Raw genomic sequence first — 25,194 nt, 5'->3', positions numbered from 1 at the left:
ATCTCCTATCTCAGGCAAACAAATCAATCTGGTTATTTTCCGGCAAATCGCCCAAAACGCCCATGTCTGCCAGCTTTTCGATGACACTCTTGTTGACACCGGAACGCTGGCGCAAATCCTCCTGAGAGATAAACGGCCGGTTGATGTCCCTCGCCGCAGCAATGCTCTTGGCAGCGTTTTCACCTACACCGCCCAAGGCAGCCAAAGGCGGACGCAGGCCGTTTTCCGTAACCAGGAATTTAATCGGGTCCGACTTATATAAATCCATCTTATCAAAGCTCAGACCGCGCTCCAGCATCTCATTTACCAGCTCCAGATAGGTGACAGTCGTTTTATCCAGAGGCGAAGCCTTGAAGCCCTGCTGGTAAACATTCTTGATAAAATTCTTTACATAGCTCTTGCCCTTGGAAACATGGGTGTAGTCAAAATCCTTGGCACGTACCGTAAAGTACGCCGCATAAAACTCTTTCGGATAATGCACCTTGCAATAGGCAATACGGTAGGCCATAAGAACGTACGCAACGGCGTGCGCCTTTGGGAACAGATACTGTACCTTTTCGCAGGACTTGATATACCATTCGGGAATATTTACTGCGCGCATAGCCTCGAGCATCTTCGGCTCCAGACCTTTTTTCGCCGCCTTGCCCTTACGCACGTGCTCCATCGTCTTAAACGCCAGACTGGGTTCCACGCCCTTGGAAATCAAGTGCGTCATAACGTCGTCACGTGTAGAAATAGTTTCGGCAACAGGCTTGCCTTCCTTAATCAAATCCTGCGCATTGTTCAGCCATACGTCCGTACCATGCGAATAACCGGATACACGCACAACCTCACTGAATTTTTTCGGCTGTACGTCACTGATCATCTGACGCACAAACTTCGTACCGCATTCTGGGATACCGAAGGTGCCTACGGCACTGTCAATCTGCTCCGGCGTAACGCCGAGGGAGGTTGTATCCTGGAAGATACGCATCGTTTCTTCATCGCCCACAGGAATCTTCTTGGGATCAAAGTTAGGATCTACGTCCTCCTGCAGATATTTTTCCAGCATCTTCAGAACCATCGGATCATCGTGGCCCAGAATATCCAGCTTAACCAGACGATCATTGATGCTGTGATAATCGTAGTGAGTAGTAATCGTAGTGCCATCCTTATCATCGGCAGGACGGTTCATCGGCGTAATATAATGGATATCCATATTACGCGGCACAACCATGATGCCGCCGGGATGCTGGCCTGTAGTGCGCTTGATGCCGGCAAAGCCTTCAACCAGCGCAGCCACATGCGCCGGATGCACATGCAGATTCTTGCTCTCGTAATATTTTCTGATAAAGCCTATCGCTGTTTTATTGGCGATAGTAGCAATCGTACCGGCGCGGCAAACGTTATCGCGGCCGAAAAGCTCCTCGGTGTACTTGTGCGCTACGCTCTGGTCGGACATAGCGGACGGATCATCGGGATCGATACCGCCGGAGAAGTTCAAATCAATATCAGGAACCTTATCACCGTGGAAGCCCAGGAAAACCGCGAACGGGATATTGTGACCGTCGCGCAGCATCCTCGTACCGCATTCGGGACAATCCTTCGGCGGCAGGTCAAAGCCGCTGTCTACCTCATTGTTCATAAAAAATTCGCTGTGACGGCAATTCGGACAGCGGTAATGCGGCTTCAGCGCATTAACCTCGGTAATATCCAACATCGTAGCAACAAAGGACGAGCCTACGCTGCCACGCGAGCCTACCAAGTAACCGCGGTCGATAGAATGCTTAACCAGCTTATGCGCAATGTAATACAATACAGAGAAGCCGTGGCCGATAATAGCGTCCAGTTCCATCTTCAAGCGGTCCTCAACAATCTGCGGCAGCTTTTCGCCGTACCATTCATGCGCTTTGGCATAGGACAAATCACGCACGGCATCCTCCGCACCGGGAATAGAAGGCGAATACAACTGATCGCGGTCGGGAACAGGCTTAATGCGTTCAATCATATCCGCAATCTTATTGGTATTGGTAACAACAACCTCGTAGGCTGCTTCCTCTCCCAGATAAGAGAACTCCTCAAGCATCTCCTCTGTAGTATGCAGATACAGCGGCGGCTGCAAATCCGCATCCTTATAACCCTGACCGGCCTGCAGAATCGCACGCAGCTGTGCATCCTCAGGATTGAGGAAATGCACGTCGCAGGTTGCTACAGTCAGCTTGCCCAAGCGTTTGCCCAGCTCATAGATTTTGCGGTTATGCTCCCGCAAATCCTCCTCCGTGCAGTAATTTTCGCGCACCAAAAACTGGTTATTGCCCGTAGGCTGAATTTCCAGATAATCATAAAAGCCGGCTATTTCCTCCAGCTCCTCATCGCTCGCACCTAAGCGCACCGCGCGATACAGCTCGCCCGCCTCGCAGGCCGAGCCGAGAACCAGACCTTCACGATGCTCCTCGATAACAGCGCGCGGCAGCAGCGGACGCTTATTCAGATAACGCAGATGGCTGATAGTAACGAGCTGGTACAGGTTACGCAGACCGATTTCATTCTTCGCCAGAATAATAATATGGTGACTGCTGATTTTACTCTTACCCTTAGTCGCAGCATCGGGATTTTCCGTATCAACGGCATCGTCCTTCGTCTGGCGGTCGCTGATAAGATAACCCTCCATGCCGAAAATCAGCTTCAGGTCACTGCCCTCCGCCGCATCAAAGCAGAACGGAAAGGCCTGCACTACGCCATGGTCGGTAATCGCCAAAGCCTTGTGGCCCCAACGGATTGCCTGCTTGACGAGGCCCTCCATCGGCGTCAGGCCATCAAGCTTACTCATCTTCGTATGGCAATGCAGCTCAACCCTCTTGACCTCGGCATTATCCATGCGCTCCTCCTTAGCATCGAGCTTCATAATGCCGCGAGGCACCATGCACATCTCGTCAAAGGCAAAGCGGTCTGGCGCAACATCACCCTGCAGACGCAGGCGCATACCGGGCTTCAGCAGATTTTTGAACTCGTTGCATTCCTTGCGAGGATCGCCGCCGTCACGCTTGTCAAAACGCAGCTTAACGAAAATACCGCCGGTATCATCACTAACGTTAAAGGTAAGCACAATAGAACCCACGCGCGTTTCCTTATCAATAAAGGTCTGCAGCGCACCGTCCTTATCCAGACTTTTGACAAAGGTGCCTTCGATAACAACGTTGCGCTCTTCCTCTGTCACGGTATCCAGCTTACGTGGCGTACCCTTAATTTTTTTGCCCCACAGCTGGCCGTCAGCCTTCTTTTCACCGTATAAGGCTGCCATGGCCTGCAGATACTCGGGGTCCTCCTCCGGATTGTTGTAGGACACTTCACAAGGAGGCTCCGGCGGCAGAGTTTCGCCGATTTCAATATCAGGCGGCTCCGGCGGTAAAGGAATTTCCTCCGGCAGCGGATCGCCGGTGCAGTCGGTAATCTCTACCTCTGCCTGCGGCTCACGCTGCATCACCTGGCATTTGGAGCCATCGCCGTCGCAAATCATATCTACGCTTTGCAAAGAAAAAGCGGCTGCAAGCTGCTGCGCCGCCTTCTGCAGCAGGCCGCCGGTAAGATGGGCGGCACAGCTAAAGTGCACCTCCCACTGACAGGCAGACTCGTCTACACAAATCTGATTGATATGCATCAGCTTAAGCTGCATCAGTTCCACCGGGGAAAAGGTCAGCGAAGCTAAAAAACTATAAAATTTTTCTTCATCAGGAATCAGGCAATATTTTTTATTCACATTAAATCCTTTCCTAATAATGACGGGAGAAGTTGTTGGATTATGATGTACGTTGAGGCAACGCAACAACGCAGATGGTGTGCTATCTTCTATTTTTCTGAGATAAGCTAGAGTGCGTCAGATGCTAGGCGCGGATGCCGACGGCGTACTTTTAGTACGTCGAGGCGACGCAACAACGCAGATGGCGTGCTATAGGTTATCTCATGTTTTCGACACCAACAACACCCTCAATCCCCTGCAACCCTCTAACCAAATCTCCGCCATCGGGCGCAGTCTTGCCGAGCTTCAGAAAGACCTCCAACACCAGACGATTCTTTTCCTTATCACGCTTTACGTTCAGTGATTTTACCTGCACGCCGTTGAGCGACAGATAACCGGTAACATCGGTGATAGCACCGGAACGGTTTGTAGTAATGATGCGGATAAACTGGCGGTCACTGCGGCTGTTGGCAGCAAAGCGCTTTTCCCAGGTATGGAATGTAACCAGAGTTATCATGGTGATAATGGTTGCCACGCTGCTGAGGAAGTACATACCGCTGCCGGCAGCAAGGCCGATTGCGGAAACCATCCACAGACTGGCAGCAGTTGTCAGACCGCGAATAGTTAAACCCTCGTGCAGAATGGTGCCTGCGCCGAGAAAGCCTATGCCGCTGACAACCTGGGCTGCAATACGCGCCGAGTCACGGCGTTGGCCGATATCCTCCTCCAGCTTGGCAGTCTGAGGATAGACATCATCAAAGCCGTAAAGCGAAACGAGCATAAACAGCGCCGAGCCCACGCACACAAGAATATGTGTACGGAAACCGGCAGGACGGTCACCACTGCCTCTTTCTATACCGACAATACCGCCGAGAATTGCAGCAACAACCAGCCTGATAACCATAACAACCTCTTTGTTATGCAAAAAAGAAGTATTAATTAAATCCATGCCAGTATCACCTCACAGCTTCTGTTCCCTCTGCCTGCGCCGGGCGCAGACACGGGAACTGAGTTATTTTTACAGCTTTTGCAGCATCTCCTTGATAGCAGTGATATAATCACCGTCCAGCGGCAGCATGCTTACTTCGCCGGTCTTACGAACTTTTACTTCCAGCTCGCCGGTCTGCAGAGTCTTAGGACCTACAACTACGCGCAGCGGATAGCCGATCAAATCTGCGTCCTTGAATTTTACGCCCGGACGCTCCTTGCGGTCGTCGATAACAACCTCAACGCCTGCTTTGTGCAGCTCGTTGTAAATTTTCTCAGCCTTAGCAAAGGATGCTTCGTCCTTTACGTTTACAGGTACAACAAGTACTTCATACGGAGCAATAGCAACAGGCCAGATCATGCCGTCGGCATCATGGCTCTGTTCAACGCAGGCAGCCATAGTACGGCCAACGCCGATACCGTAGCAGCCCATTACCATCGGCTGCTCTTTGCCGTTTTCATCCAGATAGGTACATTTCATAGCTGCGCTGTATTTGGTGTGCAGCTTGAATACCTGGCCTGCTTCGATACCGCGAGCCTTAGCAATCGGAGCGCCGCAGTGCGGGCAGGGATCGCCTTCAGCCATCAGACGGATATCGGCAACGTAGGTCGGAGTGAAGTCACGGCCCGGATTAGCGTTGATGTAGTGGAAGCCTTCATGGTTAGCACCACAGCAAACATTGTGCATATTCATAACGGTTGCATCGCAAACGATAATAACCTTTTCGGGATCAAGGCCTACAGGGCCCATATAACCACCGACAGTGCCAGCCTTAGCCAACAGCTCTGCCTCAGCCATTTCCAGCTCAACTGCGCCTACGGTGTTTTGTACTTTGGTTTCGTTAACCTCGTGGTCACCGCGAACGAAGCACAGTACCAGGCCTTTTTCGCATTGGTATGCAACAGCTTTTACGGATTTTTCAATCGGAGCGTTGAGGAAAGCGCAAACGTCGGCAATAGTCTTGCAGTTCGGAGTTTCAACCTCGCTCAGCTCCTGCATTTCTTCTGCCGGAGCCTTTATCGGATACAGCTCTGCCTTTTCGATATCGGCAGCGTAATCGCATTTGGTGCAGTAGGTAATTTCTGCTTCACCGCTGTCTGCCAGCACCATGAACTCATGGCTACCGGTACCGCCGATAGCACCGCTGTCTGCTTCTACCGGACGGAAGTTAAGACCGCAGCGGGTAAAGATTTTGTCATAAGCATCATACATAGCCTTATAGGAAACGTCCAGACCTGCTTCATCACGGTCGAAGGAATAGCCATCCTTCATAATGAAGTCACGGCTGCGCATCAGGCCGAAGCGCGGACGGCGTTCGTCACGGAATTTGTCCTGAATCTGGTACAGGTTCAGCGGCAGCTGGCGGTAGGAACGCACATCGTTCTTAACCAGAGTAGTAACCATTTCCTCGTGGGTAGGACCAAGGCAGTATTCGTGGCCGTGACGGTCCTTCAAGCGTACCATTTCTGCACCGTAAGCGTCCCAACGGCCGCTTTCCTTCCAGATTTCTGCCGGCTGCATAATCGGCATCATGATTTCCTGGCAGCCTGCATGGTCCATCTCTTCACGGATAATATTTTCGATTTTTTTAATAACACGCCAAGCCAGTGGCAGATAGGTGTACATGCCATTGGTGGATTTACGCATAAAACCGGCACGCAGCAGCAGCTGATGGCTCGGGATTTCAGCCTCGGACGGAACCTCACGCAGAGTGGGTGCATACATTTTAGAAACTTTCATTAACGGGATACCTTCCTCTCAAGTAAAATTTTATCTATTTCAGCAAAAAGCTCGCTTACAAGCTGATCTTCGGGAACCTTGCGCAGGATTTCGCCCTTGCGGAATACCAGTCCCTCGCCGATGCCGCCGGCAATACCGACGTCAGCCTCACGTGCTTCACCGGGTCCGTTGACCACACAGCCCATAACGGCAACCGTAATGGGTTCTTCAACATCCGCCAGACGGCGTTCAACCTCCAGCGCCAGCTTTTCCAGACTGATGCGGGTGCGTCCGCAGGTCGGACAGCTGATTAAGGTCGGTCCGTGCTCACGCAGGCCAAGGGATTTCAGAATGTCATACGCTACACGCACCTCGTTCACCGGGTCACCGGTCAGCGAAACGCGAATAGTATCGCCGATGCCTTCGGCAAGCAGCGTACCGATGCCTACTGCGGATTTGATAATACCGCTGTTGACAGTGCCTGCCTCCGTAATGCCGACATGCAGCGGATAATCACACTGCGCTGCCATCAGACGATAAGCCTCCAGTGTCAGCGGCACATCATGCGCTTTGAGTGAAATCTTAATGTTACGGTAATCCATCGCTTCGAGAATGCGCACGTGGCGCCAAGCCGCCTCCACAAGAGCCTCCGCAGTGGGATGGCCGTATTTTTCCAGCAAATCCTTCGGCAGAGAGCCGGCGTTGACACCGATGCGGATAGGAATATTGCGTTCCTTCGCTGCTTCAACCACAGCGCGCACCTTTTCTTCACCGCCGATATTGCCGGGGTTTAAGCGCAGGCCGTCAACACCTGCTTCAATCGCTGCCAGAGCCAGCTTATAATCAAAATGAATATCGGCAATGACAGGAACCGGACTTTCCTTACAAATAGTTTTCAGGCCCTCCGCCGCTGCCATATCAGGCACGGCACAGCGGATAATATCGCAGCCTGCATCTGCCAGACGCTGAATCTGCTCCAAGGTTGCAGCAGCATCGTCTGTATGTGTGTTAGTCATAGACTGAACGGCAATCGGAGCATCGCCGCCCACAGCCACGCTGCCTACGTGCAGCTGGCGGGTTTTTCTACGTTCTATCACTTTCGTTCACCTCTTAACGTGTTATATCTTTAAAGGTGGAAAATACTGTCAGCGCTAAAATCAGCGCAATACCAACCATCTGGATGTTAGTCATAGCCTTGCTGCCGAGCGGTTTACCGCGCAGGCCTTCCAAAAGCAGCAGTACAAAATGTCCGCCGTCCAGAGCCGGCAGCGGCAGCAGGTTGATAACGCCCAGATTGATGCTCAAAAAGGCAACAAAGGTAATCAACGGCAGCATGCCCTTTTCCGCCACCTGACCGGCCATCTGCGCCACACCGATAGGACCGGCCACCTCAGCCGGAGCCTTACCGGAAACAATCTTGTACAGGCCGTTCAGCATAGAAACGATAATATTTTTTGTATAGACGCAGCCTTCTTTAATCGAGCCGAAAAAGCCAAGGCTGACCTTGTTGAACTTAGGGCTGATGCCGATTAAGGGACGGCCTGCCTCTCTGTCATACACGGGAGTCATGGTGTAGCTTTTTACAGCACCCTTACTTTCTGCAGTCAGCGTTACCGGATTAGTTCCGCTCGCACGCAAATTGGTAACAACCTCCGTCCAGGTAGCGACAGGCTTATTGTTAATCGTCAGAATGCGGTCGCCGTTACGCAGGCCTGCTCTTTCCGCAGCCATGCCGTCTACAACAGTGCCCAGGATTGGCTCATTCACCAGCTCCTGTCTGCCCTCCAGCATAAAAATACCGCTGAAAAGAATAATAGGCAACAGGAAATTCATCAGCGCACCTGCCAGAATAACCAGCATTCTGGACGGTATCGGCTTAGATTTAAAGGTTCCCGGTTCAGGCGGATCGTCAGGATCCATGCCTGCGATTTTATTATAGCCACCCAACGGAATAGCCCGCAGGCTGTACAGAGTATCGCCGTCCTTTTGCTGATACAGCTTAGGACCAAAGCCGATGGCAAATTCATCAACACGCATACCTGTGAGCTTCGCCGTAATAAAATGACCGAATTCGTGTACCGTAACCAGCACACCAAAAACAAAAACAGCGGCTAATATTGTTAGCATTTTACCTCCTTACGATAGTCGGCAAGCTTTGCCGGCCTTCAGTCTATAATTTAGCAATAACCCCTTTGGCAGCAGCACGCGCCCAGGCATCCGTTGCTTCAATATCCTCCAGCTGCGGACGCAGAACATTGTTATGCTGCGCTGTAACCGTAGCAGTGATATAAGGGATATCCAGATATTTAATTTTGCCTGCCAAAAAGGCATATACAGCCTCCTCGTTGGCAGCATTAAAGGCACATGGCAGAGTGCCGCCGGCCTTACCGCAGTCAATAGCAATCTTCAAGGAAGGAAATGCTTCTAAATCAGGTGCTTCAAAAGTAAGGTTACCCGCAGCAACAAGATCAAGCTGTTCAAAGCTGTAATTATAGCGCTCCGGCCAGCTCAAAGCGAACTGAATCGGCAAACGCATATCAGGCACACCCAGTTGAGCAATCACACTGCCGTCGCAAAATTCTACCAAGCTGTGTACAATGCTCTGCGGATGCACAACGACCGCAATTTTATCATAAGGCATATCAAACAGCCAATGCGCCTCCATAACCTCCAGGCCCTTGTTGGCCAGTGTAGAGGAATCAAGCGTTACCTTCTGCCCCATGCTCCAATTTGGGTGATTGAGGCATTGCGCCAAAGTTACATTTTTCAGCTCACTGCGTTTTTTGCCGCGGAAGGGACCGCCGCTCGCCGTAATAATCAGACGCTTGACTTCCTTTTGCGTACCGCCGCGCAGAGATTGGAAAATAGCGCTGTGCTCACTATCCACAGGAGTCAGGCTTACACCATGCTTACGCACAGCCTCCATTACAATGCTGCCGGCAGCAACAAGTGTTTCCTTATTCGCCAGCGCAATGTTCTTGCCGCAGGCAATAGCAGCCAACGTCGGGCGCAGGCCGGCATAGCCTACCATAGAACCAAGCACCGTATCCGCTCCCTCGTAGGTAGCGGCAGTCAGAAGGCCTTCCTCCCCGGCTAAGATTTCCGTCTTGCCGTGATAGCGGTCAGCCAAGCGCTTAGCAGCGTCCTTATCCGTCAAAACGGCAATATCAGGCTCAAACTGCTTAATCTGCTGCTCTAAAAGCTCATCGCTTTTATGCGCAGCCAACGCGCGTACCTTCAGCTTTTCAGGATTGGCAGCAGCCACCTCCAAGGTCTGACGACCGATAGAGCCTGTACTGCCCAAAATAGAAATATTCTTCATTTGCTATCCTCTATTCTTGAAACATAGATAAAGCGCTGATAATCATCAGCAGGTAATACACAACCGGTGCCGTAAACAGCAGGCTGTCGAAACGGTCCAGCACACCGCCGTGACCGGGGAAAATCTTACCGGAATCCTTAATATCAAAGCTGCGTTTGACAATAGATTCGATCAAATCGCCGACCGGAGCAAAAATTGCCACCGCCAGCGCCACTGCCACAGCATGCCACAGGGCAATGCCCAAGCAGATAATACATAAAAACAGTACGGTCACAAAGCAGCCTACAAAGCCGCAAACAGCGCCCTCAAAGGATTTCTTCGGGCTGACGCTGCAGAACGGTGTCTTACCGAAGGCACGACCGAAGAAATAAGCAAAGGTATCGCTTGCCCAGGTGCCCAAAAGCACAATCCACAGGCAGATTTCGCCGTACTCAAATACACGGAAGCCCAAATCGATATGCGGACCGCCGTCAAAGGTGCGCAGCAAAATAATGTGCGCAAACAAAAGACCGCAGTACAGCATGCCCCAGGCAGTAAGCGCACTGTTTTCTGCCCAATGCTGCTCGCCTCTGTTGCAATGCAGCCACAGGCCCTCAATCGTACTGAAAATGAAGAACAGCGCTGTGAGCATCACAATAAATGCCAACGTATAAACGCCCTCCAGCTCAAAATAATAGCCTGCGCCGGCAACCAGCACCATCAGCAGTGCGCCCACGCCACCGGTCAGCGTGTAGGCATGACAGCCCTTGTTCTCCACCATCTTGTGGTATTCGTACCAGGCCACAGCAGCCAAAACAGCAACAGCAGCATTAAAAAGCATACCACCCTTGGTGATAATGCCGACTGCCGCAATAATACCGATTACACCGGTAATAATACGTGTTAACATAGTTAAAATACATCCTTCTTTGAATTATAAAATTAATTGGAGCCCTGACGAAGTATATGGCGTCTTACCTATTTTCACCTTTCTCTAGGCAGCCGGGAAGATGCCGGAGACGAGGAAGGGCGACGACGCCGTACATACTCGTACTGCTAGGAGAACTGACGACGTATATGGTGTCTTACCGGCTGATTAGGCCGCCGAAACGGCGCTCGCGCCCCTGATAAGCCAAAATCGCCTCCACCAGATGATCCGGTGTAAACTCCGGCCAGAACACCTTGGTCGTCCAGATTTCCGCATAAGCAATCTGCCAGAGCAAAAAGTTGCTGATACGCAAATCACCACCCGGACGGATAAGCAGATCCGGCGCAGGCAGGCCCTTGGTATACAAATGGTTTTCAATTACATTATTATCTATATCGTCTACGGCCAGAGTACCGTTGGCAGCTTCCGCCGCAATAGTACGCACAGCATGCAGGATTTCTGCTTGTCCGCCGTAGTTTATAGCCAAATTCAAAATAATACCGGTGTTGTTTTTCGTTGCCTCTATTGCGTGCTCCATCTTCTGCTGCACAATCTCTGGCAGACCTTTACGCGAGCCGATAAAACGCACCTGTACGTTATTTTCGTTAAATTCGTCAATCTCATTGGTCAGATAACGGCTTAAAAGCTCCATGATGAAGTTTACTTCCGTCACCGGACGCTTCCAGTTTTCTGTCGAAAATGCATAAGCACTGATAACCTTAACTCCCAGCTTATCAGCTGCACGGACAATAGTTTTCAGTGTTTCCGCTCCGGCCTGATGGCCAAAGGTGCGCACCTTGCCTTGAGCCTTAGCCCAGCGACCGTTACCGTCCATAATAATAGCAATATGCTGAGGAATATTCTGCATATCCAGATCCTCAGTATGCATTACGATATTATTCTTAGTCTTATTTTTTGTTTGAAACAAGCCTCTAAACACAAGCATCAAGCCTTTCGCTAAAATTTGTAACTTGCTTTTAGTTTTCTTTACTTTTCCCCTGATTAAAGAAGAGGCGTGCCTCCCTCTTGCGGGAGGCCGCCTTCCTGATTTTGCATTGCAGTCTTGAATTACTCAATAGCGCCAACCGGGCAGCTAGCAGCGCAAGCGCCGCATTCTACGCAGTCTTCACCGATTTCGTATTTACCGTCAACTTCAGTAATAGCGCCAACGGGGCAGGTAGCAGCACAAGTACCGCAGCCTACGCAAGAATCCTTATCAATTTTCAGAGCCATTCGTCGCACCTCCTTCCTTATCTATACACAATGGTAAGAGCTAATCTATTAGCAGACAACTGCTGTTGTCTTACTACATATCTGCGCACCTCGCGACCTTCAAAGTCTGCCTCGCTTGCACGCGGCGGCAGCAGAGACTGCACCTCATAGCTGCAGCCTGCGGCCTCCAGGCGACGGGCAGCCTCCTTGAGAGGCAGTGCCAAAACCTGTGGAATTTCCATTATACTTCCATTACTTCTTTTTCTTTGTTAGCAGCTGCAGCGTCGATTTCTTTCATAACCTTATCTGTCAGCTTCTGTACCTTTTCAGTACCCTTCTTAGCCTCGTCCTCAGTGATTTCCTTAGCCTTTTCGGTCTTTTTGATAGCATCGTTGGCATCACGGCGCAGGTTGCGGACTACAACACGGTATTCCTCAGCTTTTTTATGTACAACCTTAACCAGGTCCTTACGACGCTCTTCGGTCAGCTGCGGCAGGTTCAGACGAATGCAGATACCGTCGCTGTTCGGGTTCAGACCGAGGTCGGATTTCATAATTGCTTTTTCGATATCCTTCAGAATGTTTTTCTCCCAAGGTTGAATAACAATCATACGCGGTTCCGGTACGGTTACGCTTGCCACCTGAGTTACAGGTGTCGGGGAACCGTAATAATCAACCATAACCTTCTCCAGCAGAGAGGGAGTTGCACGGCCAGCACGCAGGCTTGCCAGATCCACACGCAGAGCAGCAACGGATTTTTCCATCTTGCTCTCGATACCGCTGATAATTTCATTAACTGTTGCCATTATTCCTTACCTCCTACCAGGGTACCAATTTTTTCGCCTGCAGCAGCACGCAGAATGTTACCCGGTTCATCAATATTAAATACTACAATAGGAATGTTGTTATCCATGCACAGGCTGATTGCAGTGGAATCCATTACGCTGAGATGACGTTTGATAACCTCGATGTAAGGCAGCTCATCAAATTTCTTCGCATCCGGATTAACTGCCGGGTCGCTGTCATAAACACCATCTACGCCTTTTTTAGCCATCAGGATAGCATCTGCTTCGATTTCCGCAGCACGCAGAGCAGCGGTGGTATCGGTGGAGAAATAGGGGTTACCGGTACCTGCGGCAAAAATAACGACTCTTGCTTTTTCCATATGGCGGATAGCACGGCGACGAATGTAGGGTTCTGCAATCTGACGCATTTCAATAGCGGTCTGCACACGGGTCGGAACCTCTAAGTTTTCCAAAGCATCCTGCAACGCCAAAGAGTTGATAACGGTTGCCAGCATTCCCATGTAGTCAGCAGTAGCACGGTCCATGCCTTTGTTGCTGCCGCTGAGTCCGCGCCAGAAGTTACCGCCGCCGTTAACGATAGCAACCTCTACCCCTGTCTCAACTACAGCCTTGATTTGCTTGGCCATAGCATATACTACTGTCGGATCAATGCCAAAGCCTTTTTCACCGGCCAGGGCTTCACCACTAAGCTTTAAAACTACACGTTTGAATTTCTTAAGTTCTGTCACGATAGCGACCTCCCATTTTTTTACTTATTCCTATACTCTATTCAATAATTATACCAAAAATACCTGCTTTATTCTACCAAAAATTTTATGAAGAATTAGCGAAAGAAATTCCCCGGCTAATCTGACCATAGATAATTTTTCTGTTCTGGCAATATTATTATAACCAAACAGCGATATAATAGTCTTTATCATCTTATAAAGAGGGGAATGTTTATATGGAACATATAGAACACAAAGCGCAAAAAAGCAATGCCACCCTGGCAATCTGTATCACCGCACTGTTTATGTCGCTCAATATTATGATGAGCTCCTTCGGTCTGCCGGTACCGGGCGGTCATTTATATCTCAATGATGTTATCATCTGCACGGCAGCAATTCTGCTGGACGATCCTAAAGCAGCCTTCATCGTTGGCGGCGTGGGTGCTTTCTTGGGCGATTTATTCTTCTACCCGACACCGATGTTCGTTTCTCTGGTTACTCACGGCATTCAGGCTGTTGTTATCTGCCTCTTGGCACACCGCGGCGGCAAGGTCAGCTTCAAGGGCGCTGCTCTCGGCGTAATTCTTGGCGCTGTTATTATGGTTGTAGGCTATTCTCTGGGACGTGCTTTTATTTACAGCACACCGCACTACGCTTACATCAAGCTGCCCTACCAGATTCTGCAGGCAGCAGTCGGCGCTGTCGGCGGCCTGGTGCTTTGCTTCAAGGCAGGCCTGCTGGAGCGCTTCGACAAAATGGTCCGCAAATAATTTTTACCACATAACACAAAAGCTGTTGTACGCAAGCACACGTACAACAGCTTTTTTATTTGCGTCTGTCTGCTGCCACGGCTTGGGCAGCAGGTCTATGACAACATTATTTTTTTACAATTACAGTGCGTCCTTAAACACACTGCCGCCGATAAATTCGCGCAGGATAGAGTTATTAGGAATAACATTATCCTCCAACGGCTTAACGTAGCTTAAAATGTTCAGCAGACGGTGCGCAGTAGTGTAGGCCATGCCTGCGGACTGCGGTACAGCACGCAGCAGCGGCTCCGCATATTTTTTCAGCACAGCTAATTCGTAAATCAGCGTGGTGTTGAAAATGATATCGGCACTGCTCTGATACGGGAAGATGTATTTTTCTTCACCATCACGCACGTCGGACCAGGTTCTCAGCGTAGTTTCCGCATCATGCGAACGGAACTGGCTGTCGCGCACCATACGGCGCAGCAGACGCATATCGGTAGTACGGATACGGTTATACTCGTCAAAGGACATCGGTGTGAGCGCACTGACATAAATTTTTATTTTATGTTCCGCCGGTACGGACGGTGTCAGCTTCTCATTCAGGCCGTGGATGCCTTCGATAACCAGCACGGAATTTTCCTGCAGCTGCAGCTCGTTACCGCGATATTCACGGCAGCCGGTGCGGAAATTGTACTTGGGCATTTTGACCTTTTCACCAGCCAGCAGACGCTGCAGATGATCGTTGAACAGCTCCAGGTCGATAGCCTCCAGACATTCAAAGTCATAGCTGCCGTCAGCCTTACGCGGCGAATCGACACGGTTTTTATAATAGTCATCCATAGAAACGGCAATCGGACGCAGGCCGTTAACTGCCATCTGAATGCTCAAACGCTGTGCCGTAGAGGTCTTGCCGGAGGAGGACGGACCTGCAATCAGCACCAGCTTCAGCTCATGGTGACTTGCCAAAATATCGGCAATATTAGCCAGCTTCTTTTCATGCAGCGCTTCCGCTACCTGAATAATCTTTTCGGCATAGCCTAAATCAATAATTTTATTGAGCTTGCCCACAGTATTGCAGTGAATCATGGCCGACCATTCTTCTGCCTCCTGATAGGCATCGTTAAGGCGCGGCTGGTCTACAAAGGGCGGCAGCACCTGCCAGTTACCGTTGTCAGGGTAATTGATAATCACGCCGTCAGCATACGGCAGCAGCTCAAAGCAAGGCACATAACCGGCATCCGGGCACATGGGGCCGAAAAGATAACCGGGTACGCCCTCCAGAAGGTTAATCGTCAGCACGGTGTCATCCGGCACCTGAGCCAGCAGCGCCAGGTTATCATCGCTGCAGATGGCGCAGGCCATATCAATAGCCTCGGATTTAGGCAGACGCAGCAGCTTAATAGACTCTTTGCGTTCTGCCATTTTGTGCATATATTCTTCAATGCTGCGGATATCCTCAGCGGTAAGCTTACGCTCGCTGTTATCCTTACAGTAGAGTGCGCTTCCCAGAGAGTTGCGCACCTCCAGATGTACATCGGGATAAAGCTTTTTGGTTGCCGCAATCAGCATAAACAGCAGCGTGCGCACATAAACACGCATGCCTACGGAATTGTTGACTTCCACGAAATCAACAGTGCCGTCGGCAGTAAGCGGACGCTGCAGGTCACATTCCTCACCGTTATAAAGTCCCATAACGATGGGAGAAGCATATTTATCGCTCAATCTTTGAGCTAAAGGCAGCAGAGTGCTGCCCTCCTCTACTTCGATAATTTGTCCATTGGACAACTGCAGCTTAAGCATTTTATTCGCCAACGGCTTGCATTGCAGCGTTGACCTTGACAGCCATACCCTTGATTTTCTTCAGAGGTACGGCGCAGACAGCGATACGCACGCCTGCAGCCAGAGGAACTGCAAAAATGTTGTCCTCATGCAGCTTTTCGCAGATTGCATCCGGGTTTTTAGCGGGGATAGACAGGAAGAAGCCTGCTACATACGGCAGCATCGGCAAACCGCATTCTTCCGCTTCCTTAGCGAACAGATCGGCACGTGCCTTAATCATCTGATAATAGTAATCACGCTCAGCGCAAACCTTTGCCAGCAGCTCGGGATCGCTGTAAATGGTTGCCAGAGTGCGCATAGCCGGACGGTTGATGTTGGACCAGGTTGCACGGCTGGTGTATTGGTTGATAGCGGCGAACTCGTCAATAACGCTCTTGTCGGAGGAAACGCCGATCATAGCGCCGGTACGCTGACCGTACATAGTGAAGCCTTTGGACATGCTGTAGCCTACAATACAGAGAATGTTGGCAGGCAAGCCGGAAAGCTTTTTAAAGATTTTGCGTACTTCTTCTTTTTCGCCGGCATAATCAATGTATGCAACGTCCAGGAAGAAAACGATGTTTTTGCCCGGTACGGCAGCTTCCTTCAGAATTGCCAGCACGCCGTCCATATCCTCGCCGCTCAGGCTGTAGCCGGTAGGATTGTGCGCCGGAGTGTTCAGCAGATACAGCAGGTTATCCTGCTTAGCAAGCAGCTCGTCAACCTTTTCCTTTAAAGCAGGCAGGTTGAATTTGTTGTTTTCGTCCAGCATTTTATAGGTGGTGAAATTGCGGCCCATATCCTGGCACAGCACCTTGTAAGCACCCCAGTACCAGTCGGAGCAGAGCACGGTATCACCGTTGTCGGTGTAGTTCCAGATAGCATGGTGGATAGCACCGGTGCCGCCTGCGGTTGCAACTGCGGCAATGTAGCCTTCCGGACGGGAGTTGCCGAAGGCAGCAGTCAGTACGCAGTCCAGATATTCAGGCAGACCGCTGATAGGTGCGTAAGCAATCATTTCGTTAGTGGAAAGACCGCGAAAAACCTCTTCTACAGTCGGCAGGCAGACGAGCTTTTCATCCTCGTCCAAAATAGCGCCGATAGTAGCGTTGGTAACGGCATCCTTGCCGTATTTGGCAGCAGCTGCCACTGCAGCAGCGTTAGCACCGAAAATTTTATCTTGGGCAGATTTACCCTTAGCGTGTTTTGCAGCAATACTCATAGTCATAGTTAAATACTCCTTTCAAAATTACAAATCAATAACCGTAGCGCCGCTGCCACCGGCCTCCAGCGCCGCCGTTTCCAGCTTTTTGACAAAGCGGTTGGTCGACAGATATGCTGTCAGGCCGGCGCGCAAGGCACCGGTTCCCTTGCCATGGATGAGGCGCAGCTGGCCGATACCGGCAATCAGCGCATCATCAATAGCTTTATCTACAACGGGAATTGCTTCATCCAGCGTCATCCCGCGCAAATCAATTTCCTGTTTGGCACTGCCTGATTTGGCAATGAACATCTGGTGTGCGTAATTGGCAGCAGCATTCTTGCTGAAGCCCTTACGCTTTTTAGGCGCAGCATCGGTATGCGCAGGCTGTGCCTTGGTCAGCAGGCATTTTTTTGCCGGCACCGTCATTTTCAGAATACCAACCTGCACTGTTACATCGTTGCCGTTGACATCGGTGATAATACCGTTCTTCCCTAAGGAAACAACAAAGACATTCAGGCCCTTCTTGGCCGTCTTGGCAGATAACGGTGCGCCCTCCGGCAGCGGTGCGTCCTCGCTCAATGTTTTGTTGAGCTTCTTGCGCGCTTCCTCTGCCGCCTGCTCCAGGCGCTTCGTATCGAAGTCAGCCTTCATGGAGCGCAACTCCTTCAGTACGGCTTCGGATTCACGGCGGCTGCGGCGGTAGATTTCATCCGCCTGCTCACGCGCCTTGCGCAGCATTTCATTCTTACGGCGCTCAAACTCGCTCTTGGAATAAGCAAGCGCGTTGCGCAGCTGCTCGCTTTCGCGGCGCAGGTCCTCAATCTCCTTACTGCCGCTTTCATAACGTCGACGTTCGCTGTCCAACTCCTGCAGTACATTTTCCATATGCACATGCTCCTGGTTCAGCAGCTCACCGGCATTTTTGATAATATCCTCAGCCAAACCCAGACGGCGACTGATGTTGAAGGCATTACTGCTTCCCGGTACGCCCATCAGCAAGCGATAGGTAGGACGCAGTGATACAGGGTCAAACTCCACGCTGGCATTTTCCATGCCCTCGTGACCGTAGGCAAAGGTTTTCAGCTCACTGTAGTGGGTTGTTACCATCGTCAGCACGCCCTGCTCATGCAGGTGCTCCAGCATCGCCATAGCTAGCGCAGCGCCCTCGTTCGGGTCCGTACCGGCACAGATTTCGTCAATCAGCACCAAATCTCCTGCCTTGACCTCGTTTAAAATTCTGATTAAATTCGTCATATGGGCAGAGAAGGTTGACAGGCTCTGCTCAATGCTCTGCTCATCGCCGATATCCGCATAAACTGCGCGGAACACCGGCATTTTTGCACTGCTTGCGGGGATAAACAGACCAATCTGCGCCATCAGCGCAAAGAGGCCTACAGCCTTCAGCGCTACCGTTTTACCACCTGTGTTAGGGCCGGTAATCAGCAGCATGGTAAATTTATCGCCCAGCTGTACATTCAAAGGCACTACCGTATCCTTCGGCAGCAGCGGATGACGTCCCTGCGCAATTTCTACGCCGCCGGACAGCACCAGCATCGGGCGTACCGCATGCTGCTCCTGCGCCAGCAAAGCTCTGGCGCAGATAACGTCCAGCGTAGTAAAGATTTCCAACGAAGCCAGCAACGCCTTCGCCTCCGCGCCCACGTTCTGCGTGAGCTGACGCAGAATACGCTCCATTTCCTCGTGCTCCTCTGCAACATAACGCTTGATATCATTGTTCAGGTTGACAACAGCCAGCGGCTCGATAAACAGCGTTGCACCCGTACCGCTCTGGTCATGCACAATACCGGGGAAATTCATCTTATATTCCTGCTTTACAGGGATAACGTAACGGTCGCCGCGCATCGTCACAATGTTATCCATGAAGTACTTCTGGTTATTGGGGTCATGCAGGATGCTGTCGAGCTTTTCCTTCACGCGATTTTTGGCAATCTGAATCGCTGCACGCAATCCGCCGAGCTTCGGCGAAGCGTTGTCCTTGATTTCGCCATACTCATCAATCGCACTGCCAATCTGCTTTTCCAGACGACTAAATTGCGTCAGCTCCGCTCCGTATTCAGCCAGATTAGGCGCAGTTTCCACATTTTCCGCAGTAAAATCCTTCATCGAAGCAAAGGCCTGCACCGTTGTCTGGATATGCTGCAGCTCCTCCGGCTCCAATACGCTGCCAAGCTCCGCGCGCTTCACGTCAGCGGTAATATTGAAAGCACCGCCGAAGGGAAAACGTCTGCCTTCATCCAGAATGCGCAGCGCTTCCGCAGTTTCCTCCTGCAGGCGCTTAACCTTACTGAATTCACTTTCAATCTGCAGGGAAATTATTGCCTGCTTGCCTAAAAAGGTTGCGGCCTTGGAGGCCAGCATATTTTTTACTTTATCAAATTCTAATGTCTTTACAGCAAAGCGTGCCATAGTTTTTTGCACCTCTAAATCTAAATCATAATATATTATTATAGCATATTTGCAAAGCTTTGTGCTACTGCCTGCAACAGCTATTCCCTCTTACCGAGGCTGCATAAAAACGTAATCCGTTGAAAGCGCAGGCATCACTTGGCGATAAAAAGCTCGCCGTCACGCTCGTAGGCATAGCATTCCTGCTGCAAAATGCGGGCAATACGCACAAAATCATCTGTTATATCGGCATCAGTATAAGCCACCAGCATCTTTTCCGCATAGCTGCGTCCCTTATAATAGCCCACGGCATCCTGCACGAAAAAGCCGTCCGTATGCTTATACAGCACCTCGGCGAAATCGTCTGTCACCTGCTGCCACGGAGCAGGCTTCAAAGCACCGTTATCATAAACAGCGCAGGGAATATGAAAAACATATCTGTGCACTAAGGCAACCTCCTTCAACCCTCTTTATCCAAAAACGGCCACCGACAGACGTTTTGCTGCCAATGGCCGTTTATTTTTCTGACTCACTGCAACAGCAGCTCAGAGCTACACTAATTTAGTTTTCGTGATGGCGTTCCTTGTTCTTACGAACATACTCCATGATAATACCGGCGGTTTCTTCAATCGCGCGGTTGGAAACGTTGATAATCTGGCAGTGCAGACGGCGCATAATGCCTTTAGCATAAGCCAGCTCGTCATCGATACGCTTCATATCGGCATAGGTCGCAGTATCGGACAGGCCCATGGTTTTCAGGCGCTCGCTGCGGATTTCGTTCAGCTTGAACGGGTCAATCAACAGGCCGATAATCTTATACGGCGGCACCTTGAAAAGCTCCTCGGGCGGAGCCAGCTCCGGTACCAGCGGCACGTTGGCAACCTTAATCTGCTTATGCGCCAGATACATACTCAGCGGAGTTTTGGAGGTACGGGAAACGCCGATAATGACAACGTCCGCCTTCAACAGACCCAGAGGATTTTTACCGTCATCGTATTTAACAGCAAATTCCACAGCCTCAACACGCTTAAAGTATTCGTGGTCCAGAGAGTGAATCAGGCCGGCCTGATTCTTCGGCAGCAGACCGGTAGACTTTTCGATGGATTTCAGCATCGGTCCCAAAACGTCAACTACCTCAACATCACTGCTCATAGCCTTGTCCGCCATATGCTCGCGCAGCTCCGGCGATACGATTGTATAGCAGATAACCGCATGATTTGTTGCAGCCTCTTCTACAATTTTATCAATCTGTTCCTTGTCCTTTACGTAAGGAACACGGATAACATCAAATTTTTCTTCTACGAACTGACTGGTTGTTGCCTTAACTACGGACTCCGCAGTTTCACCAATAGAGTCAGATACAGCATAAATAACCGGATTAAGCTTCGTTATTATGATAATTACCCCCCTTACCCTCAGCCAGATCTACCAGCAGACGAGTAAAATTAGTTTTTGTGATACGTCCCAGAACCTGATACATGCGCTTCTTTTCATCAATGATTTTTACTACCGGCAGACAGTCGATTTCATTATCAATCAGTCTGCGAGCTGCCGAAGCGGCAGGCTCATCCGGAGTAGCTACGATGATTTTGGAAATCGGCGTCATTACCATGACCACGGGAATATCACGCAAATCATTATTATTGATAGCAGCCTTCAGTAAATCCTTTCGCGACAAAATGCCGTTCAGCATGCCTTCCTCATCCAGCACGAACACCGTTCCGACATCCTCAAGGAACATGGTAACAACTGCTTCGTAGGCGCTCTTGTCATGTTTAATCGCTACCGGTACCGACTGCAGATCCTGCACAGTAATAGCAGAAATTTCTTCCATCAGCATACCCAAAGTATTTTTACCGGTATAAAAATAACCAACCTTCGGTCTCGCATCAAGAATACCGCCCATAACAAGGATTGCCAGATCACTGCGTAAGGCAGCGCGGGTTACATTCAGCCTTTCGGCTATATGCTCGCCGGTAATAGGTCCGTCCAGACGTACAATTTCAGCAATTTGCTTCTGCCTGTTGCTTAAAGCTATGATCTTCACACCCTTTCTGTCTAATACAATAGTCTATAATATAGGTATAGTATACACTATTAACAGAAAAAATGCTAGATTGCGACACAAATAATTTCTGCAAATTTTAGCTGTATAGCTTAAATTTCTAATTGTGTTATTTTTATCTGCGCCCCTTGTCCTGACCGTGACCGCTGGGAATGTAATAGCGCGTTCCCACCAGCTCATCCGGCAGGTACTGCTGCTCCACCCAGCCTCCGGGGAAGTTGTGCGGATATTTGTAATCTATGCCGTGCCCCAGCTTGGCAGCACCGGGATAATGCGCATCACGCAAATGCTTGGGCACACTACCGCAGTTACGGCTGCGCACATCCGCACGCGCCTTGGCAATGCCCATATAGGCTGTGTTGCTCTTGGGTGCGTTGGCAATATAGCATACTGCCTCCGCCAACGGTATCTGCGCCTCAGGCCAGCCTACAAAATCCGCAGCCTGCGCCGCAGCATTGGCTACCACCAGCGCCTGCGGGTCAGCCAGGCCTACATCTTCCGCCGCACAGATAACGACGCGACGTGCCACAAAGCGCACGTCCTCGCCACCCTCAATCATGCGCGCCAGATAATGCAGCGCAGCATCCGCATCGCCGCCGCGCATGCTCTTGATAAAGGCGCTGATGATATCGTAATGCTGGTCGCCCTTCTTATCATAACGCTGCAGCGCCGTACCGATAACACTGCGCAGCGTTGCTACCGTCAGCACACGCTCGCCCTCCTCCGGCAGCATGAACTCGGCCTGCTCCAGAATGTTCAGCGCACTGCGAGCATCACCTGCCGCAAAATCGGCAATAATCCTCAGCGCCTCAGGCTCCGCCTTAAAGCTGTTGCCAAAACCACGCTCCGGGTCGGCAATCGCACGCTCCAGAATCTGCTGAATCTGCGGTGCCTGCAGTTTTTCCAGGCGCACCACCTTCATGCGCGAAAGCAGCGGCGAATTGATTTCGAAGAAAGGGTTTTCGGTAGTAGCACCGATGAGCACTATCGTGCCGTTTTCCACGTAAGGAAGCAGTACATCCTGCTGCGCCTTGTTGAAGCGATGAATCTCGTCGATAAACACGATAGTACGGCCGCGTCCGCTACGCCTGTCCTCCTGCGCCTTGGCGATGAGCTTGCGCAGCTCGGGCACACCGCTGGAAACGGCGTTAATGGCCTCAAACTTTTCGCCGGTGACATGCGCGATGACCTTCGCCAGTGTTGTTTTGCCGGTTCCAGGAGGTCCGTAAAATAGTACGGACTGCAGTACATCACGCTCAATCATACGGCGCAGCGGACTGCCTGCGCCCACGGCGCTCTCCTGCCCCACAAAATCGCTGAGGCGTTCTGGACGCATGCGGTCAGCCAAAGGCTTCGTCTGTCGCTTTTCAGTTTCAAATAAATTACCGAATAGATTTTCCATCGCTCTTTACCTGTATCTTTCTGTGACGAAAATTATCTCATAAAAAAATTAATCCCCACAATGCCGTCCAGCTCCGTGTTTTGAACCTGCATGTGCAGGTGGGTGCCTTCCCTACCAATCGCAAACGTCCACTCAAAGGAGGCATGTTTTTGAAAGAAGGAGTATCAGGCTCCCTAGGTTAGAGTGTTGGCTCAAAACCTTTGGAGCAATGTAACGAACATCGCAGGGGTATAATTAACAACTATTCTTCAATTGTCTTTAACTTCTATCGACATACATATAATACCAAAAATGGAAGCGTTTTTCAACGCTTCCATTAAAAATTTTTGAATATTTATTTCGCTTTATCCACTTGACAGAAGCAGGCTAAAGTGCTTATTTGTCTTCTTTGTCCTTCTTCATCAGCAGGCTGGTCTTGATGTGCAGCTCACGCAGCTGTTTTTCATCAACATCGTTAGGAGCCTGAGTCATCAGGTCGGATGCGCTCTGAGTTTTCGGGAAAGCAATTACGTCGCGGATAGAATCGCGCTGAGCCATAATCATGATCAGACGGTCAAGACCGAATGCCAGACCACCGTGTGGCGGAGCACCGTATTCGAATGCGTTCATCATGAAGCCAAACTTCTCTTGTGCTTCCTCATCGGACAGGCCGATAGCTTCGAATACCTTCTTCTGTACGTCGCGGCGATGGATACGGATGGAACCGCCGCCGATTTCGGTGCCGTTCAGAACCATATCATAAGCCTTAGCATATACCTTGCCGGGGTTGGTCAGCAGCAGCGGCAGGTCCTCGTCACGCGGAGCGGTGAACGGATGGTGCATTGCAACATAACGTTTTTCTTCCTCATTGTACTCGAACATCGGGAAGTCAACTACCCAGGTGAAGGCCAGCTTATCCGGATCAATCAGACCACGGCGTTTAGCCATTTCGATACGCAGTGCGCCCAGAGAAGCAGCAACTACAGACGGTTTATCGGCAACGAAGAGCAGCAGGTCACCTGCTTCAACTTCAGCAGCTTTTTTGATTGCTTCGATGTTTTCATCGCTGAAGAATTTAGCGATGGAGGATTTTACGCCGCCTTCTGCCGGGAATTGCAGCCAAGCCATACCCTTAGCACCGTAGATGCCGCAGAATTTAACGAGCTCATCCAGCTGACGACGCGGAATATCTGCATATCCTTTTACGTTAATGCATTTTACCTGACCGCCGTTAGCGATAACATTGTTGAATACCTGGAAGGTGCAGCCTTGAACAGCTTCGCTGACATTTTTCAGCTCCATGCCGAAGCGCAGGTCCGGTTTATCGCTGCCGAAACGATCCATAGCATCGTCCCAGGTCAGACGTTGGAAAGGAATCTGGATATCCTTGCCCAGAGCACCCTTGAAGATGTGGTGAATTAAGCCTTCCATCAGCTCCAGGATTTCGTCAACTTCCATGAAGGACATTTCCATATCCAGCTGGGTGAATTCCGGCTGACGGTCTGCACGCAGGTCCTCATCACGGAAGCAGCGGGCGATTTGGAAATAACGCTCCATACCGGCTACCATCAGCAGCTGTTTGAAGATTTGCGGAGATTGCGGCAGTGCATAGAACTTGCCGGGGTTTACACGGCTCGGAACGAGGTAGTCACGAGCACCCTCCGGAGTGGATTTGCACAGCATCGGAGTTTCAATCTCGAGGAAATGGTTATCATCAAGATAGTCGCGCATCAGTTTAGCAACTTTGTGACGCAGAATCAGATTGCGTTGCATTTCCGGACGGCGCAGGTCCAGATAACGGTATTTCAGACGCAGGTTTTCATCGGTATCAATGCCGTCTTTGATGTAGAACGGAGGAGTTTTTGCACCGTTCAGCACTTCGATATCATGTGCCAGTACTTCGATAGTACCGGTAGGAATGTTTTCGTTGATGGTGTCCTCATCACGCAGACGTACATTACCAATTACTTTGATAACATATTCGTTACGGATGTCCTCGGCAGTTTTGAAGCTGCTGCCGGCGCTTTCAGGATCGGCAACAACCTGCACGATACCGCTGCGGTCACGCAAATCGATAAAAATCAATCCGCCGTGGTCACGTCGTTTAGCAACCCAGCCACACAGTACAACCTGTTCGCCGGCTTGCTCCTTGGTCAGCACACCACAATGATGGCTGCGTTTTTCATTAATCAT

The 25,194-nt window shown here is 50.6% G+C and carries 21 protein-coding genes and 1 other RNA gene; 1 reads left to right on the top strand and 21 read right to left on the bottom strand.

The features are described from left to right. Nucleotides 1–10 precede the first annotated feature (10 nt). From HMPREF9443_RS09035 to pyrH, 12 genes are all read right to left on the bottom strand, one after another. The gene (locus tag HMPREF9443_RS09035; RefSeq protein ID WP_009146297.1) at nt 11–3,736 is read right to left on the bottom strand and encodes a PolC-type DNA polymerase III; all 3,726 of its coding nucleotides are present in this window, start codon (nt 3,734–3,736) and stop codon (nt 11–13) included. 196 nt (nt 3,737–3,932) lie between these two features. Then, complete coding sequence (locus tag HMPREF9443_RS09030; RefSeq protein ID WP_009146296.1) at nt 3,933–4,664, bottom strand: MgtC/SapB family protein; 732 nt, start codon at nt 4,662–4,664, stop codon at nt 3,933–3,935. 69 nt (nt 4,665–4,733) lie between these two features. Beyond that, a complete protein-coding gene (locus HMPREF9443_RS09025) occupies nt 4,734–6,443 on the bottom strand; it encodes a proline--tRNA ligase (RefSeq protein ID WP_009146295.1) in 1,710 nt (569 codons plus the stop codon). Next, the gene (ispG, locus tag HMPREF9443_RS09020; RefSeq protein ID WP_087942322.1) at nt 6,443–7,516 is read right to left on the bottom strand and encodes a flavodoxin-dependent (E)-4-hydroxy-3-methylbut-2-enyl-diphosphate synthase; all 1,074 of its coding nucleotides are present in this window, start codon (nt 7,514–7,516) and stop codon (nt 6,443–6,445) included. Before ispG ends, HMPREF9443_RS09025 begins: the two co-directional genes overlap by 1 nt. Nucleotides 7,517–7,532: 16 nt before the next feature. Then, nucleotides 7,533–8,549 (bottom strand): RIP metalloprotease RseP, encoded by a 1,017-nt coding sequence (gene rseP / locus HMPREF9443_RS09015; RefSeq protein WP_009146293.1) that lies wholly within the window; start codon nt 8,547–8,549, stop codon nt 7,533–7,535. Between the two features lie 43 nt (nt 8,550–8,592). Beyond that, nucleotides 8,593–9,744 (bottom strand): 1-deoxy-D-xylulose-5-phosphate reductoisomerase, encoded by a 1,152-nt coding sequence (locus tag HMPREF9443_RS09010; RefSeq protein WP_009146292.1) that lies wholly within the window; start codon nt 9,742–9,744, stop codon nt 8,593–8,595. Between the two features lie 10 nt (nt 9,745–9,754). Further along, nucleotides 9,755–10,633: a phosphatidate cytidylyltransferase gene (locus HMPREF9443_RS09005; RefSeq protein WP_009146291.1), complete on the bottom strand. Its 879-nt coding sequence runs from the start codon at nt 10,631–10,633 to the stop codon at nt 9,755–9,757. Between the two features lie 175 nt (nt 10,634–10,808). Beyond that, nucleotides 10,809–11,597, bottom strand: coding sequence for an isoprenyl transferase (locus HMPREF9443_RS09000; protein ID WP_009146290.1), 789 nt, complete (start codon nt 11,595–11,597; stop codon nt 10,809–10,811). Between the two features lie 122 nt (nt 11,598–11,719). Beyond that, on the bottom strand, nt 11,720–11,884 hold the full coding sequence (locus HMPREF9443_RS08995) for a 4Fe-4S binding protein (protein WP_009146289.1): 165 nt from the start codon (nt 11,882–11,884) through the stop codon (nt 11,720–11,722). A 17-nt stretch (nt 11,885–11,901) separates the two neighbouring features. Further along, on the bottom strand, nt 11,902–12,105 hold the full coding sequence (locus tag HMPREF9443_RS08990; protein ID WP_009146288.1) for a hypothetical protein: 204 nt from the start codon (nt 12,103–12,105) through the stop codon (nt 11,902–11,904). Then, the gene (gene frr, locus HMPREF9443_RS08985; RefSeq protein ID WP_009146287.1) at nt 12,105–12,668 is read right to left on the bottom strand and encodes a ribosome recycling factor; all 564 of its coding nucleotides are present in this window, start codon (nt 12,666–12,668) and stop codon (nt 12,105–12,107) included. Before frr ends, HMPREF9443_RS08990 begins: the two co-directional genes overlap by 1 nt. Further along, nucleotides 12,668–13,396: a UMP kinase gene (gene pyrH, locus HMPREF9443_RS08980; protein ID WP_009146286.1), complete on the bottom strand. Its 729-nt coding sequence runs from the start codon at nt 13,394–13,396 to the stop codon at nt 12,668–12,670. Before pyrH ends, frr begins: the two co-directional genes overlap by 1 nt. A gap of 215 nt (nt 13,397–13,611) precedes the next feature. Here pyrH and HMPREF9443_RS08975 point away from each other — a divergent pair, with 215 nt between their 5' ends. Then, entirely contained in the window at nt 13,612–14,145 is a 534-nt protein-coding gene (locus HMPREF9443_RS08975) for an ECF transporter S component (RefSeq protein ID WP_009146284.1), read from the top strand. Nucleotides 14,146–14,265: 120 nt separating this feature from the next. On the opposite strand, the gene HMPREF9443_RS08970 is transcribed toward HMPREF9443_RS08975, so the two are convergent. The 9 genes from HMPREF9443_RS08970 to aspS form a co-directional block, all read right to left on the bottom strand. Then, nucleotides 14,266–15,927 (bottom strand): nucleoside kinase, encoded by a 1,662-nt coding sequence (locus tag HMPREF9443_RS08970; protein ID WP_009146283.1) that lies wholly within the window; start codon nt 15,925–15,927, stop codon nt 14,266–14,268. A 1-nt stretch (nt 15,928) separates the two neighbouring features. After that, nucleotides 15,929–17,173 (bottom strand): pyridoxal phosphate-dependent aminotransferase, encoded by a 1,245-nt coding sequence (locus tag HMPREF9443_RS08965; protein ID WP_009146282.1) that lies wholly within the window; start codon nt 17,171–17,173, stop codon nt 15,929–15,931. Between the two features lie 21 nt (nt 17,174–17,194). Further along, entirely contained in the window at nt 17,195–19,576 is a 2,382-nt protein-coding gene (locus tag HMPREF9443_RS08960) for an endonuclease MutS2 (RefSeq protein WP_009146281.1), read from the bottom strand. Between the two features lie 134 nt (nt 19,577–19,710). Beyond that, a complete protein-coding gene (locus tag HMPREF9443_RS08955; RefSeq protein ID WP_040565412.1) occupies nt 19,711–20,001 on the bottom strand; it encodes a hypothetical protein in 291 nt (96 codons plus the stop codon). 115 nt (nt 20,002–20,116) lie between these two features. After that, the gene (locus tag HMPREF9443_RS08950; RefSeq protein ID WP_040565411.1) at nt 20,117–20,953 is read right to left on the bottom strand and encodes a pyruvate, phosphate dikinase/phosphoenolpyruvate synthase regulator; all 837 of its coding nucleotides are present in this window, start codon (nt 20,951–20,953) and stop codon (nt 20,117–20,119) included. After that, complete coding sequence (locus tag HMPREF9443_RS08945; RefSeq protein ID WP_009146278.1) at nt 20,934–21,602, bottom strand: helix-turn-helix transcriptional regulator; 669 nt, start codon at nt 21,600–21,602, stop codon at nt 20,934–20,936. Before HMPREF9443_RS08945 ends, HMPREF9443_RS08950 begins: the two co-directional genes overlap by 20 nt. A 133-nt stretch (nt 21,603–21,735) precedes the next feature. Further along, entirely contained in the window at nt 21,736–23,022 is a 1,287-nt protein-coding gene (locus HMPREF9443_RS08940; protein ID WP_009146277.1) for a replication-associated recombination protein A, read from the bottom strand. 48 nt (nt 23,023–23,070) lie between these two features. Then, nucleotides 23,071–23,254, bottom strand: a non-coding RNA gene (gene ssrS, locus HMPREF9443_RS10615) — 6S RNA. A 143-nt stretch (nt 23,255–23,397) separates the two neighbouring features. Beyond that, entirely contained in the window at nt 23,398–25,194 is a 1,797-nt protein-coding gene (gene aspS / locus HMPREF9443_RS08935) for an aspartate--tRNA ligase (RefSeq protein ID WP_009146276.1), read from the bottom strand.

Origin of the sequence: Phascolarctobacterium succinatutens YIT 12067, from assembly GCF_000188175.1 — a bacterium.
In the GTDB taxonomy this organism is placed as follows: Bacteria; Bacillota; Negativicutes; order Acidaminococcales; family Acidaminococcaceae; genus Phascolarctobacterium_A; species Phascolarctobacterium_A succinatutens.
Note: the sequence above shows the minus strand (reverse complement) of the source record. Positions and strands in the feature narration are given on the sequence as shown.

Coding starts and splice junctions, on each gene's coding strand:
- HMPREF9443_RS08990 (WP_009146288.1), bottom strand. CDS start 12,105: ATGGAAATTCCACAGGTTTTGGCACTGCCTCTCAAGGAGGCTGCCCGT.
- HMPREF9443_RS09010 (WP_009146292.1), bottom strand. CDS start 9,744: ATGAAGAATATTTCTATTTTGGGCAGTACAGGCTCTATCGGTCGTCAG.
- HMPREF9443_RS08965 (WP_009146282.1), bottom strand. CDS start 17,173: ATGACTATGAGTATTGCTGCAAAACACGCTAAGGGTAAATCTGCCCAA.
- HMPREF9443_RS08970 (WP_009146283.1), bottom strand. CDS start 15,927: ATGCTTAAGCTGCAGTTGTCCAATGGACAAATTATCGAAGTAGAGGAG.
- HMPREF9443_RS08960 (WP_009146281.1), bottom strand. CDS start 19,576: ATGGCACGCTTTGCTGTAAAGACATTAGAATTTGATAAAGTAAAAAAT.
- HMPREF9443_RS09030 (WP_009146296.1), bottom strand. CDS start 4,664: ATGGATTTAATTAATACTTCTTTTTTGCATAACAAAGAGGTTGTTATG.
- HMPREF9443_RS09005 (WP_009146291.1), bottom strand. CDS start 10,633: ATGTTAACACGTATTATTACCGGTGTAATCGGTATTATTGCGGCAGTC.
- HMPREF9443_RS08975 (WP_009146284.1), top strand. CDS start 13,612: ATGGAACATATAGAACACAAAGCGCAAAAAAGCAATGCCACCCTGGCA.
- aspS (WP_009146276.1), bottom strand. CDS start 25,194: ATGATTAATGAAAAACGCAGCCATCATTGTGGTGTGCTGACCAAGGAG.
- frr (WP_009146287.1), bottom strand. CDS start 12,668: ATGGCAACAGTTAATGAAATTATCAGCGGTATCGAGAGCAAGATGGAA.
- rseP (WP_009146293.1), bottom strand. CDS start 8,549: ATGCTAACAATATTAGCCGCTGTTTTTGTTTTTGGTGTGCTGGTTACG.
- HMPREF9443_RS09025 (WP_009146295.1), bottom strand. CDS start 6,443: ATGAAAGTTTCTAAAATGTATGCACCCACTCTGCGTGAGGTTCCGTCC.
- HMPREF9443_RS08995 (WP_009146289.1), bottom strand. CDS start 11,884: ATGGCTCTGAAAATTGATAAGGATTCTTGCGTAGGCTGCGGTACTTGT.
- HMPREF9443_RS09000 (WP_009146290.1), bottom strand. CDS start 11,597: ATGCTTGTGTTTAGAGGCTTGTTTCAAACAAAAAATAAGACTAAGAAT.
- HMPREF9443_RS08940 (WP_009146277.1), bottom strand. CDS start 23,022: ATGGAAAATCTATTCGGTAATTTATTTGAAACTGAAAAGCGACAGACG.